A 17,527-nucleotide genomic window follows, 5' to 3' on the forward strand; every position below is an offset into this window, starting at 1 on the left:
CGTCCTGAACGACCCTTTCATGACACGTGCCTCAGCCCAGCGGGTACATCCAGCCTTCCGGAGCCGGCCGGGTGCCCTCCTGGATCCCGGTCAGCGCGCCACGCAGCTTCATCGTCAGCTCACCGGGCTGCCCGCCCGCGACGGAGAACTCGCCGCCCGCGTGCTTCACGTGCCCGACCGGGGTGATGACCGCCGCGGTTCCGCAGGCGAACACCTCGGTCAGCTCGCCCGAAGCCGCCGACTTCTCCCACTCGTCGGTGGAGATCCGCCGCTCCTCGACCTGGTGCCCGAACGACTTCGCCAGCTCCAGCAGCGACTTGCGGGTCACGCCGGGGAGCAGCGAACCGGTCAGTTCCGGCGTCACGACGCGGGCCTCGTCACCGGAGCCGAAGACGAAGAACAGGTTCATCCCGCCCATCTCCTCGACCCAGCGCCGCTCGACCGCGTCGAGCCACACGACCTGGTCGCAGCCCTTCTCCACGGCCTGGGCCTGCGCGACGAAGGACGCCGCGTAGTTGCCCGCGCACTTCGCCTCGCCGGTGCCGCCGGGGACGGCGCGCACGTACTCGGTCGAGAGCCACACGCTCACCGGCTTCACGCCGCCGGAGAAGTACGAGCCGGCGGGCGAGCCGATCAGCGCGTAGAGGTACTCGTTCGCGGGCCGGTTGACGCCGAGCCCGGCCTCGGTGGAGATCATGAACGGCCGCAGGTACAGCGACTCGCCCGGCTTCGTCGGGACCCAGCGGCTGTCGACCGCGATCAGCTCGCGGATCGAGTCGAGGAAGGTCTCCACCGGCAGCTGCGGCATGGCGAGGCGCTCGGCCGAGTTGCGGAAGCGGATCGCGTTCGCGTCGGGGCGGAACGCCGCGATCGTGCCATCGGGCTGGCGGTACGCTTTGAGGCCTTCGAAGATCGCCTGGCCGTAGTGCAGCACCGAGGTGGCCGGGTCGAGCGAGAAGGGCGCGTACGGCCCGACGGTCGCGTCGTGCCAGCCCTGCTCGGCGCTCCATTTCACGGTCACCATGTGGTCGGTGAAGTGCAACCCGAAACCGGGTGCGGCCAATACGTCCGCGACGCGTTCCGGGCTCGCGGGGCTCGGGTGCGGGAGGTGGTTGAACTGCGTCGAGGTCGTCATACCCAAGACGATAACGCTTGGTCGGACCCACGTTAGTCGGACGTCCGCATATCTTTACCTCCCGCGATCTGTCCGTCACGACGAACACGGGAGGGGTCGCGCCCCTAGGATGGCGGCGTGACGTACAACCAGATGCAGCCCGCCACCCCGGCGCAACCGGCCAAGTCCGCCACCCCCGGCGCGGGGGCCGACGTCAAGACCTTCGCGACGGCCGTGCTGCTCACCTTCGGCACCGGCGTGCTGATGATGGACGGCTGGGCCCTGCTCGACAGCGGTTTCGGCGCGTTCCTCGGCCTGGTCGCCGGCGGTTTCGGCATCTTCTGGTGGAAGAGCATCCACGGCAAGGTGTTCCCGCGCGAGCTGTCCACCAAATCGGTGGTCCTCCTGACGGTGATCAACGTGGTGCTGGTGCTGCTCCTGCTGCTGCAGGTCGGCTAGAGCAACCCCTCGGGAAGGCCGGGCGCGGGCCAGTCCGGGTCGGGCCGGAAGTCGGTCCACGTCCCGTCGAAGGGGAACGCCCCGGCGTCCGCGAGTGCCCCGATCCGCTCGCCCTCGGCGCGCAGCCGCTCCAGCTGACCGGCGGTGAGACGGCCGGCGAGGACGGCCTCCTCGGCCTCGTCCTCGTCCTTCCACTGCCAGCGCCCGCCGGGCTCCACGGCGACGTCGAGGATGCCGTCGATCCGGTCGGGCCCGGACGGCGTGCGCCCCAGCGGGACCTCGAGGTTGACGTACCAGTTCAGGAAGTCGCCGTCGGCGTCGAAGAACCACCAGACCGACGACCATTCGTCGTCGGCGATGCGCCGCAGGGTCGACGTGTCCCGCCAGAAATCGGCCACGCGCACCCGCGGCACCCGGAACCGCTCCTCCAGGGGTGCCTCGCGGAGGAGCCGCCCGTCGGCGAGCCTGCTGCCGACGATCGGGGTGTCCGCGGGCAGCCAGCCGAGCAGCACGGTGCCATCGTCGGCGATGACGCGCAGCGGGTGATGCTGGCCGATCGAGCCGTCCGGTCGCAGGAAGCGTTCGACGACCGTGTCGCCCGGGGTCCAGAGAGGATCACGCACGCCTTGCACGGTACCGACGGGCGCGGACCCGCAGAACCAGTTCGGCGAGCGTTCCCACTCCCGCGAGCGAGAGGGCCACGACCGGCCCAGCGAAGGCGGCGGCGACGGCCACGATCAGTCCACAAGCGAGTGTCGCCTTCGGACGTTCCGGGGAAAGCCGTTCCCTGCCATCGGTGAAGGCGTCGACCGCGACGGGCACGGTCGCGACGGCGGCCACCACGGTCAGCACCGGCAGCAGCGAGACCGCGTCCGCCGCGGCGAGAAGCTCGCGGAACGAGGTCGCCGAAAGCCCCAGCCGGATCGGTCCGAGCTGGTAGAGCGCGACGGCCGTGATCGCGACGGCCACGGCACCCACGGCGGCCGCCCGGCCCGGGCCCGGACGGCGGGGCAGCAGGAACGGCAGGAGTGCCAGCACGGCGAGGCCGAGACCGGGTACGGACGGCGGATCCGGCGCGATGAACTGCGCCAACGGCGGGATGCCCACGCAGATCGCGATCAGGGACGCGGCGGCGGCCAGCAGCAGCCCGGTGACCCAGCGGGCGGCGTAGTCGCCGAGGCGGACGCCTGCCAGGTCGGCGACGGTCACGACGGCGGCGAACACCGCGGCGGCGGCACCCGGCGCGGACGGGAAGAGGTACTGCCCGAACGTCGTCGCGAAGACCAGCACCAGGCCCAGCCGCGAAACGGAGCCAGCGATCCGCTCGGGCCGGGTGTCCCCCAGCGACGGAAGCAACGCCTCGACCGCGACCGCGAGCACGGCCGTGACCACGACGGCCACGAGTACCCAGTAGTCCGCTCCGGAGGTGCCCACCGCCAGCGCGATGAGCAGACCGCCAGCCAGTCGCACGCCGTCTCCCTTCCAGTTCGTCCAGTTACCGGGTCGGCCCCGCTGTTCCCCCAGGTCCCACTGTCATTAGCATGGCTCACGATCCAACCGGGCGGCCGCCCGGTACCACCGCGAACGCGCGAGGAGCCAGAAGTGACCGTGCCGAAGCTTGCCCTGACCGAGAACGCCGAAGCGGCGCTTGCCAAGACGCGCGCCGACGTCGTCGTCATCGGAACCCTGCAGGGCGAGGACGGCCTGGCGCTCGCCGCCGGCTCCTCCGTCGCCGACACCGCCTTCGACGGCAAGCTCGCCGAGGTCCTCGGCACCCTCGGCGCCTCCGGCAAGGCCGACGAGGTCGTCAAGGTGCCGACGCTGGGCAAGCTGTCCGCCGGTGTCGTGCTGGCCGTCGGCCTCGGCAAGGCCGGCGCGGACGGCGTCACCGCCGAGCAGGTCCGCCGGGGCGCCGGTGCCGCCGCGCGGGCGCTGAGCGGGACCGACCGCGCGTTCGTCACGCTGTCGGCGATCGACCTGCAGGCCGCCGTCGAGGGCACCGTGCTCGGCGCCTACGACTTCACCGAGTACCGCTCCGAGAAGGGCGACGGCCCGGTCGCCAAGGTCGACTTCGTGAGCCCCGAAGAGGGCACCGCCAAGGACCACAAGGCGACGCTGAAGGCCGCCGGCCTGATCGCCGAGTCGGTCATCATCGCCCGCGACCTGATCAACACCCCGCCGAACGACCTGTTCCCGGCCTCCTTCGCCGACCGCGCGAAGACCCTGGCCGAGGCGAACAACCTCGACTTCGAGGTCCTCGACGAGAAGGCGTTGAAGCGCAAGGGCTTCGGCGGCATCCTCGGCGTCGGCGGCGGTTCGTCGCGGCAGCCGCGCCTGCTGCGCATCGCCTACAAGCCCGCGAAGGCGTCGAAGAAGGTCGCGCTGGTCGGCAAGGGCATCACCTTCGACTCGGGCGGCATCTCGATCAAGCCCGCCGCGAACATGGACCACATGACCTCGGACATGTCGGGCGCGGCCGCCGTGCTCGCCTCCGTGGTGCTGGCCGCGAAGCTGAAGTACCCGCTCGAGGTCGTCGCGCACATCCCGCTGGCGGAGAACCTGCCGTCGGCCACCTCGTACCGGCCGGGCGACGTGCTCAGCATGTACGGCGGCAAGACCGTCGAGGTGCTCAACACCGACGCCGAAGGCCGTCTCGTGCTGGCCGACGCGATCGTGCGCGCGGGCGAGGAGAACCCCGACTACCTGATCGAGACCTCGACGCTGACCGGCGCGCAGGTCGTCGCGCTCGGCAACCGCACCGCGGGCGTCATGGGCTCGGACGAGTTCCGCGACCGGATCGCTTCGATCGCGCAGGCCACCGGTGAGGGCGGCTGGGCCATGCCGCTGCCGGAGGAACTGCGCGCCGACCTCGACTCGCGCCTCGCCGACCTGGCCAACGTCACCGGGCACCGCTGGGGCGGCATGCTCGCGGCGGGCATCTTCCTGCGCGAGTTCGTCACCGAGGGCCTGCCCTGGGCGCACATCGACATCGCGGGCCCGTCGTTCAACACCGCCGGCCCGTGGGGCTACACCGGCAAGGGCGGCACCGGCGTCCCGGTCCGCACCATCGCCGCCGTGCTCGCGGACATCGCCGCCAACGGCTGATCCTTTTCGCGCGTGAAGGCCCCCTTCCCTCGGCTGAGCTGAGGGAAGGGGGCCTTCACGCGCTTTGTGGCAAGGTCGGTGCCGTGGACAGGGACGCGTATCTCGAAGGCGCGATCAGGGACGTGCTCAGCGGCGACGACGCGACACTCGACGACCGGATCGCGCACGCGGCGCTGCTGTTCGCCGCGTCCGGGGCGATGGCGGACGCCGACCGGCTGGTCACGCATTGGCACGCGCTCACCGAACGTCCCGTCACGACGCTGATCCCCAGCGCCGTGCAGGCCCGCGCGTGGGCGATGCTCTTCGAAGCGCGAGGAGCGCACCCGGACTGGGCCGCGGCGATGATCCCGCTCGATCTCGACGCCGAGGAACGCGCCCACGACGACTACCTCGCCCGGCGCGTGTCCGATCTCGACGGCCTCCTCGGCGGCTCCCCGATCGGCGAGGCCGTGTCGCATCTCGGGCCGTCGCGGCCGGATCGGCTGCGCGAGGCCGTCGCGCGAGGCGACCTGGACGCCTGGGCCGAGATCGCGTCGCGACAGGGCCGCCCGGACGTCGCCATGCTCGCCGCGAACCGGCGCCTCGCGCCGCGGCTCGCCGCCGGCGCGGACCCGCTCGGGCTCGGCGACTGGACGGAACTCTGCGCGGGAGCGCTGGTCGCGGCACTGTACGAGCGCTACCCGCCCGACACCGGTTCCTGGCGCGAAATGGTCGAGGGGATCCTCCGGCTGCGCGGCGGCGGCACCACTCCCCCGGCGGCGTCGCCCCGCACCATCGAAGCGGCCGAGGCGCGGCTCGGGCTCCGGCTGCCCGACGACTACCGCGAATTCCTCCGGACCTGCGACGGCCTGCCCGCGGACGTCGTCTTCCCCCGGCTGCTCGGGACGGCGGAACTGCGCGCGGAGGGCGGTGTCGTCGTGATCGCGGATCCGGCCGTCGTGCTGCTGACGGCCGCGGGCGAGCAGTGGCGGACGGTCGAGATCGACCCGGCGCTGGGCACGACGGTGCATCCGACGTTCCGGGCGCTGCTGGAGCGGCACTTGCTCCTTTTGGCGCAATCCGCGTGATGCCGTCCTGGACGTGAGTGGCGGGGCCCGATCGACACGGGACGAAGGCGCCCTTCGCCTCGTCAGATGAGACGAAAGCGTCCTTCACCCCGGTCAGGATCGACCTCTGACCCCGCGTCAGGCTTCGCCGCGCTTCTTCCGCTCGGTGTACTCCCGCATCCGCTTCGGGTAGCCGACCCTGGCCACCTCGTACACGGGGATCGACCGTTTGTGGCCGAACTGCCGCGCCGCGTCGAGGCTCTCGATCCGGCGACGGGTCCACTCACCGTCATGGGCGATCAGGACGACGGTGGTCTCCGTGACGTTGGTCTTCGGCTCCACGTACGCCTCGACACCGGTCCGTGAAGACGCCCACTCCTCAAGATGCTTGAAGTCGTTTGAAGAGGCTTTCCGCAGCGTACCGGGCTTCTGCCCGCCTTTAGAGCGCCGGCGCAGCGAGTCGAACAGACCCACTCCGACCACCTCACTTCCCATTCGCGTCCGATGTCCATTATCCCGACGCGGGCGTGTGCTCAGCGTGGCGGTCCGCGTGGACCGTGTCCCGTGGGTCACAGCACGCGGCCTAGGTCGCAGCCTCTCCGCACGTAGTGACAAGATGGCAAGTGTCCGCGCGCGCGTATACCGCGCGGAGCGGCGCCAGAGCACCACCCCTACCGCTTGCCGAGGAGTTATTGAAGTGACCGACACCTCCGCCGACCTTGTGATCCTGGGTGGCGGATCGGGCGGCTACGCCGCCGCGTTCCGCGCGGCCGAGCTGGGCCTTTCCGTCACCCTGATCGAAAAGGACAAGCTTGGCGGGACGTGCCTCCACCGAGGCTGCATCCCGACCAAGGCCCTCCTGCACGCGGCGGAGGTCGCCGACGAGACCCGGGACGCCGAGACCTTCGGTGTGAAGGCCGTGCTGGAAGGCATCGACATCGCCGGCGTCAACAAGTACAAGGACGGGATCATCTCGCGCCTGTACAAGGGCCTCCAGGGCCTGGCCAAGGCGCACAAGGTGAACCTCGTCGAGGGCACCGGGACGTTCGTCGGCGGCACGACCGTCGAGGTCGACGGCACCCGCTACACCGGCAAGAACGTCATCCTCGCCACCGGTTCGTACTCGAGGACGCTGCCGGGCCTGGAGCTGGGCGGGCGCATCATCGCCAGCGAGCAGGCGCTTTCGCTGGACTACATCCCGAAGAAGGCCATCGTCCTCGGCGGTGGTGTCATCGGTGTCGAATTCGCGTCCGTCTGGGCGTCCTTCGGCGTCGACGTCACCATCGTGGAGGCGCTGCCCCGCCTGGTCCCGAACGAGGACGAGTACGCGTCCAAGCAGCTCGAGCGCGCTTTCCGCCGTCGCAGGATCGCCTTCAAGACCGGTGTCCGGTTCACCGGTGCCAAGCAGGACGACAACGGCGTCAGCGTGTCGCTGGAGTCCGGCGAGACGCTCGAAGCCGACCTGCTCCTGGTCGCCGTCGGCCGCGGCCCGAACTCGGCCGGGCACGGGTACGAGGAGGCCGGCGTCAAGATGGAGCGCGGTTTCGTCCTCACCGACGACCGCCTGCGCACCAACCTGCCGAACGTCTACGCCGTCGGTGACATCGTCCCCGGCCTGCAGCTCGCGCACCGCGGGTTCCAGCAGGGCATCTTCGTCGCGGAAGAGATCGCCGGCCAGGAGCCGCGCGTGATCGACGAGAGCGGCATCCCGCGCGTCACCTACTCGCACCCCGAGGTCGCTTCGGTCGGCCTGACCGAGTCGCAGGCGAAGGAGAAGTACGGCTCCGACGTCACCACCTTCACCTACGACCTCGGCGGCAACGGCAAGAGCCAGATCCTCAAGACCTCCGGCGGGGTCAAGCTGATCAAGGCTCCGGACGGCCCGGTCGTCGGCGTGCACATGGTGGGCGACCGCGTCGGCGAGCTGATCGGCGAAGCGCAGCTGATCTACAGCTGGGAGGCCTTCCCCGAGGACGTCGCCCCGCTCATCCACGCGCACCCCACGCAGACCGAGGCCCTCGGTGAAGCGTTCCTCGCCCTGGCGGGCAAGCCGCTGCACGTCCACAGCTGACGTCTCACCGTCGAAGAACCAGACCAAGCAAGACATATCAAGGGAGTCAGCGAACGATGGCCTACTCCGTCACGTTGCCGGAGCTCGGTGAGAGCGTCACCGAGGGCACCGTCACCCGGTGGTTGAAGCAGGAGGGCGACACCGTCGAGGTCGACGAGCCGTTGCTCGAGATCTCCACGGACAAGGTCGACACCGAGGTCCCGTCCCCGGTCGCCGGCAAGGTCGTGAAGATCAGCGCTCAGGAAGACGAGACCGTCGAGGTCGGCGGCGAGCTCGCCGTCATCGACGACGGGACCGGCGGCGTGCCGGAGTCCTCCGGTTCGGCCGAGCCGGCCGCCGAAGAGGCGCAGCCCGAGCCCGAGCCGGAGCCCGCGAAGGAAGAGGCCTCCGCCCCGTCCCAGCCGGACACCGCGCCGGCTTCGGGCGGCGAAGGCACCGAGGTGAAGCTGCCCGAGCTGGGCGAGAGCGTCACCGAGGGCACCGTCACCCGATGGCTCAAGCAGGTCGGCGAGAGCGTCGAGGTCGACGAGCCGCTGCTCGAGATCTCCACGGACAAGGTCGACACCGAGGTCCCGTCCCCGGTCGCCGGCACCGTGCTGGAGATCCGCGCGGGCGAGGACGAGACCGTCGAGGTCGGCGGCGTGCTCGCGGTGATCGGTGCCGCCGGGTCCGCCCCGGCCCCGAAGGCCGAGCCGAAGCCGGAACCCAAGCCCGAGCCGAAGCCGGAGCCCAAGCCGGAACCGAAGCCCGAGCCCAAGGCCGAAGCGGCTCCCGCGCCGAAGCCCGCCCCGGCTCCGCAGGCGGCCCCGGCCCCCAAGGCCGAGGCGCCGAAGCCCGCGGCGAGCAGCGACAACGGCTCGGACAACGCGCCGTACGTGACGCCGCTGGTCCGCAAGCTCGCTTCGGAGCACGGCATCGACCTGTCGTCGCTGTCCGGCAGCGGCGTCGGTGGCCGTATCCGCAAGCAGGACGTGCTCGCGGCCGCCGAGGCCAAGCAGAAGGCCGCCCCGGCTCCGGCCGCGCAGCCCGCTGCCGCCGCCCCGGCGCCCGCCGCCCCGTCGGCTCCGCGCAAGGCCACGGTTTCGCCGGAGCTCGCGGCCCTGCGCGGCACCGTGCAGAAGGCCAGCCGGATCCGGCAGATCACCGCCACGAAGACCCGCGAGTCGCTGCAGGTTTCCGCGCAGCTCACGCAGGTCCACGAGGTGGACGTCACGAAGATCGCCAAGCTCCGCCAGCGGGCGAAGGCGGCCTTCAAGGAGCGCGAGGGCGTCAACCTGACGTTCCTGCCGTTCTTCGCGAAGGCCACCGTCGAGGCGCTCAAGCAGCACCCGAACGTCAACGCGTCCTACAACGAGGACACGAAGGAGATCACCTACCACGGTGCGGTGCACCTGGGGATCGCGGTGGACACCGAAAAGGGTCTGCTGTCGGTGGTCATCCACGACGCGGGTGAGCTCAGCCTCGCCGGTCTCGCGCACCGCATCGCCGACCTGGCGGGCCGCGCGCGTTCGGGCCAGATCAAGCCGGACGAGCTGTCGGGTGGCACCTTCACGATCACGAACATCGGCTCCAACGGCGCCCTGTTCGACACGCCGATCATCGTGCAGCCGCAGTCCGGCATGCTCGGTACCGGCGCGGTCGTGAAGCGCCCGGTCGTGATCGCGGACGCCGACGGCAACGACACGATCGCCGTCCGGTCGATGGCGTTCCTGCCGCTGACCTACGACCACCGCCTGGTGGACGGGGCCGACGCGGGCCGCTTCGTCACGACGATCAAGCAGCGCCTGGAAGAGGGCAACTTCGAGGACGAGCTCGGTCTCTGATCCTCCGGTGGTCCGTGAAGGCCCTCGTCCCGCTTCGGCGGGGCGAGGGCCTTCGCCTTTCCCCTCCCCTCGCATTTCGTGCGGCAGTGAAGGTCTCCTTCCTTACCCTCAAGGTCGCGGAAGCCCTACGGGCCCCTTCACGCCGCTCACCCCAGCGATCTCGACCCTCACGACTCCTGGATGTCATGAAAGGGTCGTTCAGGACACATTTCGTCCTGAACGACCCTTTCATGACATCCAGCACCGATTCCGTCTCCTCACAAGTACGTGAAGGACCCCTTCACGTAACCCGGCCGCATCCAGAGGACGAAAAGCGGCCGTTTGACAGCCATCTCGAACTCTAGTATTCCGGAATTACGGAAAACAAGAGGGAGGGTATCGACCATGCTGACCAGACGCCATCTGCTGGCGGGTGCCGCCGCGGGATCGGCCGCGCTGCTGCTGCCGGGAACCGCGAGCGCCGCCCAGCCGGACACGACGACCGAACAGGGCTGGCTCGACTGGATCGCCGCGCACCGGCAAGACGTCTCCGTCCTGATCGACGACGGTGACGGCCGCCGCGCCGCGCGCAACCCCGACGTCCGGCGCGTTCTGGCCTCGTCGATCAAGGTCGTGCACCTCAGCGCGTACGCCGAGAGCCGGCTCGATCCGCGGGAGCAGATCCGGGTGGGCGACTGGGACGCCCACCACCCGTTCGTCGCCGACGGCCGCGCGCATTTCCAAGCCCTGAACTGGCTGGGCGTCCCCTGCGACGACTACGGCATCGCCAAGGACCCCGAGCAGCGCGTGCCACTGGCCAGGCTCGCCGAAGCGATGATCCTCTTCAGCGACAACGCCGCGACTGACTATCTCCGCACCCGCCTCGGCGATCCCGCTCTCCAGCGCGCGGCGGCGCGGGGCGGCTGGTTCCGGCCGGACACCCGCTCGCTCGGCGGCGAGGTCCTGATGCTGATGATGCCGGAGTACGCGCCCCCGCCAGGGAGCCCGGTCGCCGTCCGGCGGGCGATGGGCGACGCGGTCGCGCGCCGCTTCGTCCGCGATCCGGCGTTCCGCGCCGAAGCGTTCAAGCGGTGGCCGGACATGCCGGGCACCTCCGACGCCCAATGGCCGTGGATCAAGGGACACGGCCGAGGCTCGGCGTCGGAACTGTTCGCGCTGCACCGCAGTATCGCGAAGGGCCTGTACGCGCCCGCGCGCGAAATCCTCGCGAAGCCGCTCTCGGACCGCGTGCCACCCGGAGCGAGCGAAGTCCTCTTCAAGGGCGGAAGCCTGCCTCGAACACTGACCATCGGTCTTTCCGTCCGTTGGCCGGGCGGGCGTTCGGGCACGGCTGCCGTCCTGCTCACCGGCGTGAGCGATCAAGACATGCAGAACGCCCTGCCGCTCGTCGACCTCGTGCTCGCGGCGCTGTCCGATCCGGCGCGCTTCACCGCCCTGGAACGCGCGCTCCGCTGAGGCGACGGTATAGATAACCGGCATGGACGCTGAGCTCGCCGACCGGATCACCGCCCTCGAAGCCCGGGTCGCGGCGCTCGAAGACCGGCACGGCGACCACCAGGCCGAGCAGCCGGTGAGCCCCGGCGGGCTCGTCGGCTACCACGGCGAGCTGACCGAGCCCCTCGAACTGAGCTGGGCGATCACCGTCACACCCGGTCCGATGCTGGGGTTCGAGGACGGGCCGCGGGTCGAGGTGCTCGCGGCCCTGTCCAGCACCGCGAGGGTGGCGCTCGTGCGGACGCTGGCCGAGAAGGGCGCGCAGACCGCGCCCGCCCTGCAGGAGGCCGCCGAACTCGGCTCACCAGGCCAGCTGTACCACCACCTCAAGGCGCTGACCGGCGCCGGGATCGTCGAGCAGGACAAGCGCGGCAGCTACCGGCTTCGTCCCACCGCGACGATCCCGGTGCTGGTACTGCTCACCGCCGCGTCGGACGTCGCGGGGCAACTGAAGAACCTGAGCGTGCGCCCGGATCGCGGATAGGACACGATCGGATCATGCGAGTTCTGATCGCGGGCGCGAGCGGACTGATCGGCACCTCCCTGACGACACGGTTACGCCGTTCCGGGCACGAGGTCGTCCGCCTCGTCCGCCGGGAGGAGCGGGCGGCCGACGAACGCCGCTGGGATCCCCCTGCCGGGGAGATCGCCGACGGCGCGCTCGACGGGGTCGACGCGGTCGTGAATCTCGCGGGCGCCCCGCTGCTGCCCGGACGCTGGAGCGCGGCCCGCAAACAGGTACTCCTCGACAGCCGGGTCGAACCGACGGAGGTCCTCGCGGAAGCCGTCGCCGAACACGGGATCCCCGTGCTGGTCAACGCATCCGCCGTCGGTTACTACGGCGATCCAGGTCCATCCATTGTGGACGAAACGAGTCCGGCGGGACGCGGTTTCCTCGCCGAGCTCTGCACCGCCTGGGAAGGCGCCACCGAGGCCGCGGCCACCGCGGGCGCCCGGGTCGTGCGCATCCGCACCGGGCTGGTGCTCGCGCGCAAGGGCGGGCTCCTGGACGTCCTCCGGCCGCTGTTCCGCTTGGGGCTCGGCGGGAAACTCGGCGACGGCAAGCAGTACATGCCCTGGATCTCGCTCGAAGACGAGGTCGGCGCGATCGTTTTCGCGCTGGAGAACGAATCCCTGTCGGGGGCGGTGAATCTCTCCGGGCCGCAGCCCGCCACGAACGCCGCCTTCACGAAGGCACTGGGCCGCGCCGTGCACCGGCCGGCGATCTGGCAGGTGCCCGGGTTCGCCATGAAGATCGCCCTCGGGCAGGCAGCCGAGGAGATGGCGTTGTTCGGGCAGCGCGCCATACCGCGGGTGCTGGAGGAGGCGGGATACGCGTTCCGCCATCCGACCCTCGAGGACGCGCTGGCCGCGGCGACATGACCTTGCAGCGCGGGCTGTACACCCTCGCCGGCTTCCTGCTGCTGGTCGGGTTCGTCACACTCGGGCTGTCCGTCGACGAGCGGCCGCCGCCGGTGGACGTCGTCCTCGCCGACGCGTTCCGCGACCAGTACACCCGGCCCGCCGGGCAGGTGGCCGGCCTCGTCACGCACGTCCTCGGCCCGGTGCTGCCGTTCGCGCTGGGCGCCGTGCTGGTGGTGGTCGCGTGGCGCCGCCGGGACCTGACCGTCCTGTGCGTCAAGCTGGCCGTCGTCCTGCTGTTGTGCCGGATGACCAGCCTGATCGCGAAACCGGCCTTCTACCGGGAGCGACCTCGCGAATTCCCCGATCTGAGTTATCCGAGCGGGCACGTGGTCGCCGTCGCGTGCACCGGGTTCGTCGCGGTGCTGCTGTGCGCGTGGACGCGTCCGCGTCTCACGCGCCTGGCGATCACGATCGCCGCCGCGGCGACGGTGCTCGGCGCCCTCTGCCGCATCGTGCTGGGTGTGCACTGGCTGACCGACACGGCGGGATCCGTGCTCGCGGTGGGGGGTGTCGGCCTGATTTCGGCGGCCGGGCTGGGCCTGCTCCCCCTGCCGAAAGACCCGGCGTAGTGTCGCTGACGTGAGCTCTTCGACCACGTCATGCCGTGCCGCCACCGAGCCCGTCGACGTCCGCGAGATCGGGACGATCGACTACACCGAAGCCTGGGAACTCCAGCGCCGGCACGTGACAGCCCGTGCCGACGGCGAGGGCCCCGACACCATGCTGCTGCTGGAACACCCGTCGGTGTACACGGCGGGCAAGCGCACCGAAGCCGAGGACAGGCCGACCGACGGCACCCCGGTGATCGACGTCGACCGCGGCGGCAAGATCACCTGGCACGGGCCTGGTCAGCTGGTCGGGTATCCGATCATCAAACTCGCCGACCCGATCGACGTCGTGCATTACGTGCGGCGTCTCGAAGAGGCCCTGATCACCGTGTGCGACCAGCTCGGCGTGCACACCGGCCGGGTCGAGGGCCGCAGCGGCGTCTGGATTCCCGCCGACGACCGCGGCCCGGAGCGGAAGATCGCCGCGATCGGCATCCGCGTCCAGCGGGGCGTGACCATGCACGGTTTCGAGCTGAACTGCAACGCCGACCTGGGCGCCTTCGACAAGATCGTCCCGTGCGGCATCCGGGACGCGGGCGTGACTTCGCTCTCCTACGAGCTCGACCGCGAGGTCACCGTCGCGTCGGTGCTGCCCATGGCGCGCGAAGCCGTGCTCGCGGCGCTGGAAGGCGAGCTGCCGGTGAGCGACGAGCGCTGGCTGCCGCGTCCCGAGGCCCCGGCCGCCCCCGGCGTCACTTTCGCTCTGCAGAACTGATTCCTGTGCCAAGCTCCTGGTAGGGCCGTGGAAGCGCCGCGGCCCCACTGGGAGGAATCATGCGCAGAATCGCGTATGCCGCGGCGGTCGCGGCCGCCGTCGGCGGACTGCTGGCCACCCCCGGCGTCGCCTCGGCGGTGCCACCGGGCTGCTGGACCGAGACCAACGGCTCGACCTGGGCCGCGGGCTTCTGTCCGAGCGGGACCTACAAGGTCGTCGTCCAGTACTGCCGGGTGCACTGCACCCGGGAAGAGGGCTACCCGGCGGTGAACGGCAACCCTTCGGGGGTCTCGTTCAGCCCCGGCGGCTCCATCGCCAGTGTGGACGTCGAATACGTCTGAGAAGTACATGATGGCCCCCTTCCTTGCGCCTGGCGCAAGGAAGGGGGCCATCATGTACTTCAGTCCAGCTGAGGAGCGACCTCGGAGGCGATCAGCTCGATCTGGTCCAGATCCGAAAGGTCCAGCAGCTGCAGGTAGAGCCGGGTGATCCCGGTCTTCTCGCGCCACTGTCCGACCTTCTCGACGACCTCCGACGGCGTCCCCGCCAGCCCGTTCTCCCGCAGCTCGGACACCTCGCGCCCGAGCACCGAAGCACGCTTGGCGACCTCGGCGTCGTCACGGCCCACGGCGACGACGAGCGCGGCCGACCGGATGATCTCCTTGGGGTCGCGGCCGATCTCGCGCGCGGCGTCGTCGACGCGGCCGAACTGCTCCGCGGCGGCGTCCGGGCCCACGAACGGCAGGTTGAACTCGTCCGCGTAGCGGGCGGCGAGCGCCGGGGTGCGCTTCTTGCCGCCACCGCCGATGATCACCGGCGGCCGGGGCCGCTGCGCGGGCTTGGGCAGGCCGGGCGAGTCGACGAGCTTGTAGTGCTCGCCGTCGAAGGAGAACGTCTTCCCCTCCGGCGTCTCCCACAGCCCGGTCACGACGGCGAGCTGCTCGGCGTAGCGGTCGAAGCGCTCCTTGATCGGCGGCAGGTCGAGGCCGTAGGCGGTGTGCTCGTCGTCGTACCAGCCCGAGCCGAGGCCGAGCTCGACGCGGCCGCCGGACATCTGGTCCACCTGCGCGACCGAGATCGCGAGCACCGACGGATGCCGGAAGGTGGCGGCGGTGACGAGGGTGCCCAGCCGCACACGGCGCGTCTCGCGGGCGAGACCCGCGAGGGTGATCCACGCGTCGGTCGGCCCCGGCAGCCCGGTCGCCGAACCCATCTTCAGGTAGTGGTCGCTGCGGAAGAAGGCGTCGTAGCCCGCGTCCTCGGTGGCCTTCGCCACCCGGAGCAGGTCTTCGTAACTGGCCCCCTGCTGGGGCTCGGTAAAGATCCTGAGGTCCACGAACGCCACCCTAGCTACGGGACGTTCAGCTCGCTTTCCCGTGCTCGGCGGGCGGAACACGGCGGAACCCGACGAGCAGCCGCACCAGGACCTCCTCGACCTGGGCGCTGACCTTCTTCGGCTCGGGAGACGAGGCGATCTCGATCGCGGCGCTCGACAGCGCGCCGAACAGCAGCCGCGCGGTGACGTCCACCGGGACGTCGTCGACCTCGCCGACCTCGATGAGCGACTGGATCCCGGTGCGGACCAGGCCGAAGCTGCACCGCTCCTCCGCCTCGCGCCAGCGTTCCCAGCCCATCACCACCGGCGCTTCGTGGATCGCGATGCGCTGGTACGCCGGGTCGAGGCAGCTCTGCAGGAAGCCGCGCAACCCCGCGAGCGCCCGCTCCCACGGCGAGGCCGGGCCGTTCATGATCTTTTCGAGCCGGTCGAAGACCTGGCTCTCGACCGTGTCGAAGGCGGCCTCGAACAGCGCCTGCTTCCCACTGAAATGGTGGTATAGCGCGCCTTTCGTCACCCTGGCCCGCTTGGCGATCTCGTCGAGAGACGTGCCGGCATACCCGCGTTTGGTGAACAGCTCAACGGCACTCTCGACGAGCGCCGACCGGGTGGACTCGGAATAGTCCAGCCGCCTTGACCTCATTGTCGCCACCTTCACAACTTTACGCCGCCGGTCCCGCTCCATACCCATGGTATGTTGACTGCTGTCAGGTCCGTACCGGGAGTATGCCGCAAACCTGCGGTATGAACCGGGTCACGGAGGGGAGCCCACATCATGAGCTGGAACGACTTCTACCAGCGGCGCGACATCCTCGAAGCCGCACTGCGCCAGGCGGGTCACCACCCGTCCGACGCGATCTCACTCGAAGAAATCCCTGGCGCCACCAAGTACTTCGCGACCGAAGAGGAGCTTCTGGTCGCGCTCCGGTACAAGTGGAACCAGGTGTTCGCCGGTCACCTCCGCGCCGAGATGACCGATCCGGACTACGCCGACCAGGACCTCGCACTCGACCGCGTCGAAGCCGTCACCCGCGCCTGGAACAGCGCCACCACCGAACACGAGACCCTCCGCGCCGTTCTCGACGCGGCCCTCGAGCGGTGCCCCGCGCTGATCCCGTCGCACGAAGCCGAACTGCGCATGCTCGCGCTGACGGCGGGGCTGGCCGACGGCAAGGAACCGGCCGACGAGATCACCAAGGTCGGCAGCGCGTTCGCCGCCCTGCTCCGGCACGGACGGCACGCGAAGCCCGCTCGCCGCCGCAGCCCCATGGGTCACCTGCTCCGGTTGCTCGCGCCGAGCGCCTGATCCGGCGTAGCGGCCCCGCCGACGATGTAGTTAGGTGACCGACATGGCTGCTCACGCGCGTTGGACCGAGGCCGACATCCCGGATCAGACCGGCCGGACCGTGTTCGTCACCGGCGCGAACTCGGGGCTCGGGCTGCGGATGTCCGAGGTGCTCGCGGGCAAGGGGGCCCGCGTGCTGCTCGGCTGCCGGTCGCCGGAGCGCGGCGCCAAGGCGCTGGAGCAGGTGCGCGCGGCCGCGACCGGGGAGGCACCCGAGCTCGTCCGGCTGGACCTCGCCGACCTCGATTCGGTCCGCGAAGCCGCGAAGAAGGTCCAGGAGCTGACGGGCGGCAAGCTCGACGTCCTGGCCAACAACGCGGGCGTGATGGCGACCCCGCGCGGCCACACCAAGGACGGTTTCGAAACCCAGTTCGGCACGAATCATCTCGGGCACGCGGTGCTCACCTGGCTGCTGATGCCGTCACTGCGCAACGGTTCGGGAGCGCGCGTCGTCACGTTGTCGAGTGTCGCGGCGACGGGCGCCCGCATCGACATCGCCGACCCGAACTTCGAACGCCGGATGTACAACCCCGGCTCGGCCTACGGCCAGTCGAAACTCGCCAACCAGGTGTTCGCGCTCGAACTCGACCGCAGGCTGCGCGCCGCGGGCGACGGCGTGATCAGCGTGGCGGCGCACCCCGGCTATACGTGGACCGGACTCGGTTCGGGGATGGCCCGCTCGTACCGCAACCCCGTCGTGCGCGCGCTCGTCGCCGGGGGCAACCGGATCGGCGAGATCTTCATCGCGCAGAACGCCCGCCAGGGCACGCTCCCGCAGCTGTTCGCGGCGACGTCCCCGGAGGCCGAAGGCGGCGATTACATCGGCCCGCGCGGGCTCGGCGGACTTCGCGGCGCCCCGGTCAAGGTGCGCCCACTGACCGCCGCGAGGAGCGAATCACTCGGGGCCGCGTTGTGGGATCTGACCACCAAGTTGACGGGCGTCACCCCCGACCCCGCGTGAGCGGCGACCACTGCTCCGGCGGGCG

At 70.6% G+C, this 17,527-nt stretch carries 19 protein-coding genes; 13 read left to right on the forward strand and 6 right to left on the reverse strand.

Annotation, left to right across the window (positions count from 1 at the left end):
- Positions 1-31 precede the first annotated feature (31 nt).
- Positions 32-1,135: a branched-chain amino acid aminotransferase gene (locus AORI_RS69745; RefSeq protein ID WP_016336069.1), complete on the reverse strand. Its 1,104-nt coding sequence runs from the start codon at positions 1,133-1,135 to the stop codon at positions 32-34.
- A gap of 117 nt (positions 1,136-1,252) precedes the next feature.
- Here AORI_RS69745 and AORI_RS69750 point away from each other — a divergent pair, with 117 nt between their 5' ends.
- Positions 1,253-1,573 carry a hypothetical protein gene (locus AORI_RS69750; protein ID WP_016336070.1) on the forward strand — a complete coding sequence of 107 codons (321 nt, stop codon included), beginning with the start codon at positions 1,253-1,255 and terminating at the stop codon, positions 1,571-1,573.
- On the opposite strand, the gene AORI_RS69755 is transcribed toward AORI_RS69750, so the two are convergent.
- Both AORI_RS69755 and AORI_RS69760 read right to left on the reverse strand, forming a co-directional pair.
- Positions 1,570-2,196 carry a ribonuclease FAU-1 family protein gene (locus tag AORI_RS69755; protein WP_016336071.1) on the reverse strand — a complete coding sequence of 209 codons (627 nt, stop codon included), beginning with the start codon at positions 2,194-2,196 and terminating at the stop codon, positions 1,570-1,572. The two genes, AORI_RS69750 and AORI_RS69755, sit on opposite strands and share 4 nt — an antisense overlap.
- Positions 2,189-3,043: a hypothetical protein gene (locus AORI_RS69760; protein ID WP_016336072.1), complete on the reverse strand. Its 855-nt coding sequence runs from the start codon at positions 3,041-3,043 to the stop codon at positions 2,189-2,191. Before AORI_RS69760 ends, AORI_RS69755 begins: the two co-directional genes overlap by 8 nt.
- 132 nt (positions 3,044-3,175) lie before the next feature.
- Here AORI_RS69760 and AORI_RS69765 point away from each other — a divergent pair, with 132 nt between their 5' ends.
- Positions 3,176-4,678 carry a leucyl aminopeptidase gene (locus AORI_RS69765; RefSeq protein WP_016336073.1) on the forward strand — a complete coding sequence of 501 codons (1,503 nt, stop codon included), beginning with the start codon at positions 3,176-3,178 and terminating at the stop codon, positions 4,676-4,678.
- 83 nt (positions 4,679-4,761) lie between these two features.
- Positions 4,762-5,745, forward strand: a complete 984-nt coding sequence (locus tag AORI_RS69770; protein ID WP_016336074.1) for an SMI1/KNR4 family protein — start codon at positions 4,762-4,764, stop codon at positions 5,743-5,745.
- 117 nt (positions 5,746-5,862) lie between these two features.
- Here the strand turns inward: AORI_RS69770 and AORI_RS69775 are convergent, their stop codons facing one another.
- Positions 5,863-6,207 carry a hypothetical protein gene (locus AORI_RS69775; protein WP_043849072.1) on the reverse strand — a complete coding sequence of 115 codons (345 nt, stop codon included), beginning with the start codon at positions 6,205-6,207 and terminating at the stop codon, positions 5,863-5,865.
- A 214-nt stretch (positions 6,208-6,421) separates the two neighbouring features.
- On the opposite strand from AORI_RS69775, the gene lpdA reads away from it, so the two are divergent.
- The 8 genes from lpdA to AORI_RS69815 all read left to right on the forward strand — a co-directional run bounded on the left by lpdA (position 6,422) and on the right by AORI_RS69815 (position 14,201).
- Positions 6,422-7,795, forward strand: coding sequence for a dihydrolipoyl dehydrogenase (gene lpdA, locus AORI_RS69780; protein ID WP_016336076.1), 1,374 nt, complete (start codon positions 6,422-6,424; stop codon positions 7,793-7,795).
- Positions 7,796-7,851: 56 nt separating this feature from the next.
- Positions 7,852-9,618, forward strand: a complete 1,767-nt coding sequence (gene sucB / locus AORI_RS69785) for a 2-oxoglutarate dehydrogenase, E2 component, dihydrolipoamide succinyltransferase (protein WP_016336077.1) — start codon at positions 7,852-7,854, stop codon at positions 9,616-9,618.
- A gap of 384 nt (positions 9,619-10,002) precedes the next feature.
- Positions 10,003-11,073, forward strand: a complete 1,071-nt coding sequence (locus AORI_RS69790; RefSeq protein WP_016336078.1) for a serine hydrolase — start codon at positions 10,003-10,005, stop codon at positions 11,071-11,073.
- 22 nt (positions 11,074-11,095) lie between these two features.
- Positions 11,096-11,596: an ArsR/SmtB family transcription factor gene (locus AORI_RS69795; RefSeq protein ID WP_016336079.1), complete on the forward strand. Its 501-nt coding sequence runs from the start codon at positions 11,096-11,098 to the stop codon at positions 11,594-11,596.
- A gap of 14 nt (positions 11,597-11,610) precedes the next feature.
- The gene (locus AORI_RS69800) at positions 11,611-12,495 is read left to right on the forward strand and encodes a TIGR01777 family oxidoreductase (RefSeq protein WP_016336080.1); all 885 of its coding nucleotides are present in this window, start codon (positions 11,611-11,613) and stop codon (positions 12,493-12,495) included.
- Positions 12,492-13,106, forward strand: coding sequence for a phosphatase PAP2 family protein (locus tag AORI_RS69805; protein WP_016336081.1), 615 nt, complete (start codon positions 12,492-12,494; stop codon positions 13,104-13,106). The genes AORI_RS69800 and AORI_RS69805 overlap by 4 nt, the downstream gene beginning before the upstream one ends.
- Before the next feature lie 10 nt (positions 13,107-13,116).
- Complete coding sequence (gene lipB / locus AORI_RS69810; RefSeq protein WP_016336082.1) at positions 13,117-13,860, forward strand: lipoyl(octanoyl) transferase LipB; 744 nt, start codon at positions 13,117-13,119, stop codon at positions 13,858-13,860.
- A gap of 59 nt (positions 13,861-13,919) precedes the next feature.
- Positions 13,920-14,201, forward strand: coding sequence for a hypothetical protein (locus AORI_RS69815; protein WP_016336083.1), 282 nt, complete (start codon positions 13,920-13,922; stop codon positions 14,199-14,201).
- A gap of 59 nt (positions 14,202-14,260) precedes the next feature.
- Here AORI_RS69815 and AORI_RS69820 read toward each other — a convergent pair whose 3' ends face one another.
- Positions 14,261-15,196, reverse strand: a complete 936-nt coding sequence (locus AORI_RS69820) for an LLM class F420-dependent oxidoreductase (protein ID WP_043849073.1) — start codon at positions 15,194-15,196, stop codon at positions 14,261-14,263.
- 25 nt (positions 15,197-15,221) lie between these two features.
- On the reverse strand, positions 15,222-15,839 hold the full coding sequence (locus tag AORI_RS69825; protein WP_016336085.1) for a TetR/AcrR family transcriptional regulator: 618 nt from the start codon (positions 15,837-15,839) through the stop codon (positions 15,222-15,224).
- Positions 15,840-15,971: 132 nt separating this feature from the next.
- On the opposite strand from AORI_RS69825, the gene AORI_RS69830 reads away from it, so the two are divergent.
- On the forward strand, positions 15,972-16,502 hold the full coding sequence (locus AORI_RS69830) for a hypothetical protein (protein WP_016336086.1): 531 nt from the start codon (positions 15,972-15,974) through the stop codon (positions 16,500-16,502).
- 43 nt (positions 16,503-16,545) lie between these two features.
- On the forward strand, positions 16,546-17,502 hold the full coding sequence (locus AORI_RS69835; protein ID WP_043849074.1) for an oxidoreductase: 957 nt from the start codon (positions 16,546-16,548) through the stop codon (positions 17,500-17,502).
- Positions 17,503-17,527: the final 25 nt, after the last annotated feature.

It is taken from the genome of Amycolatopsis keratiniphila (assembly GCF_000400635.2).
GTDB lineage: Bacteria > Actinomycetota > Actinomycetes > Mycobacteriales > Pseudonocardiaceae > Amycolatopsis > Amycolatopsis keratiniphila.

Coding starts and splice junctions, on each gene's coding strand:
- AORI_RS69800 (WP_016336080.1), top strand. CDS start 11,611: ATGCGAGTTCTGATCGCGGGCGCGAGCGGACTGATCGGCACCTCCCTG.
- sucB (WP_016336077.1), top strand. CDS start 7,852: ATGGCCTACTCCGTCACGTTGCCGGAGCTCGGTGAGAGCGTCACCGAG.
- AORI_RS69815 (WP_016336083.1), top strand. CDS start 13,920: ATGCGCAGAATCGCGTATGCCGCGGCGGTCGCGGCCGCCGTCGGCGGA.
- AORI_RS69825 (WP_016336085.1), bottom strand. CDS start 15,839: ATGAGGTCAAGGCGGCTGGACTATTCCGAGTCCACCCGGTCGGCGCTC.
- AORI_RS69790 (WP_016336078.1), top strand. CDS start 10,003: ATGCTGACCAGACGCCATCTGCTGGCGGGTGCCGCCGCGGGATCGGCC.
- AORI_RS69795 (WP_016336079.1), top strand. CDS start 11,096: ATGGACGCTGAGCTCGCCGACCGGATCACCGCCCTCGAAGCCCGGGTC.
- AORI_RS69835 (WP_043849074.1), top strand. CDS start 16,546: ATGGCTGCTCACGCGCGTTGGACCGAGGCCGACATCCCGGATCAGACC.
- AORI_RS69830 (WP_016336086.1), top strand. CDS start 15,972: ATGAGCTGGAACGACTTCTACCAGCGGCGCGACATCCTCGAAGCCGCA.
- AORI_RS69745 (WP_016336069.1), bottom strand. CDS start 1,135: ATGACGACCTCGACGCAGTTCAACCACCTCCCGCACCCGAGCCCCGCG.
- AORI_RS69805 (WP_016336081.1), top strand. CDS start 12,492: ATGACCTTGCAGCGCGGGCTGTACACCCTCGCCGGCTTCCTGCTGCTG.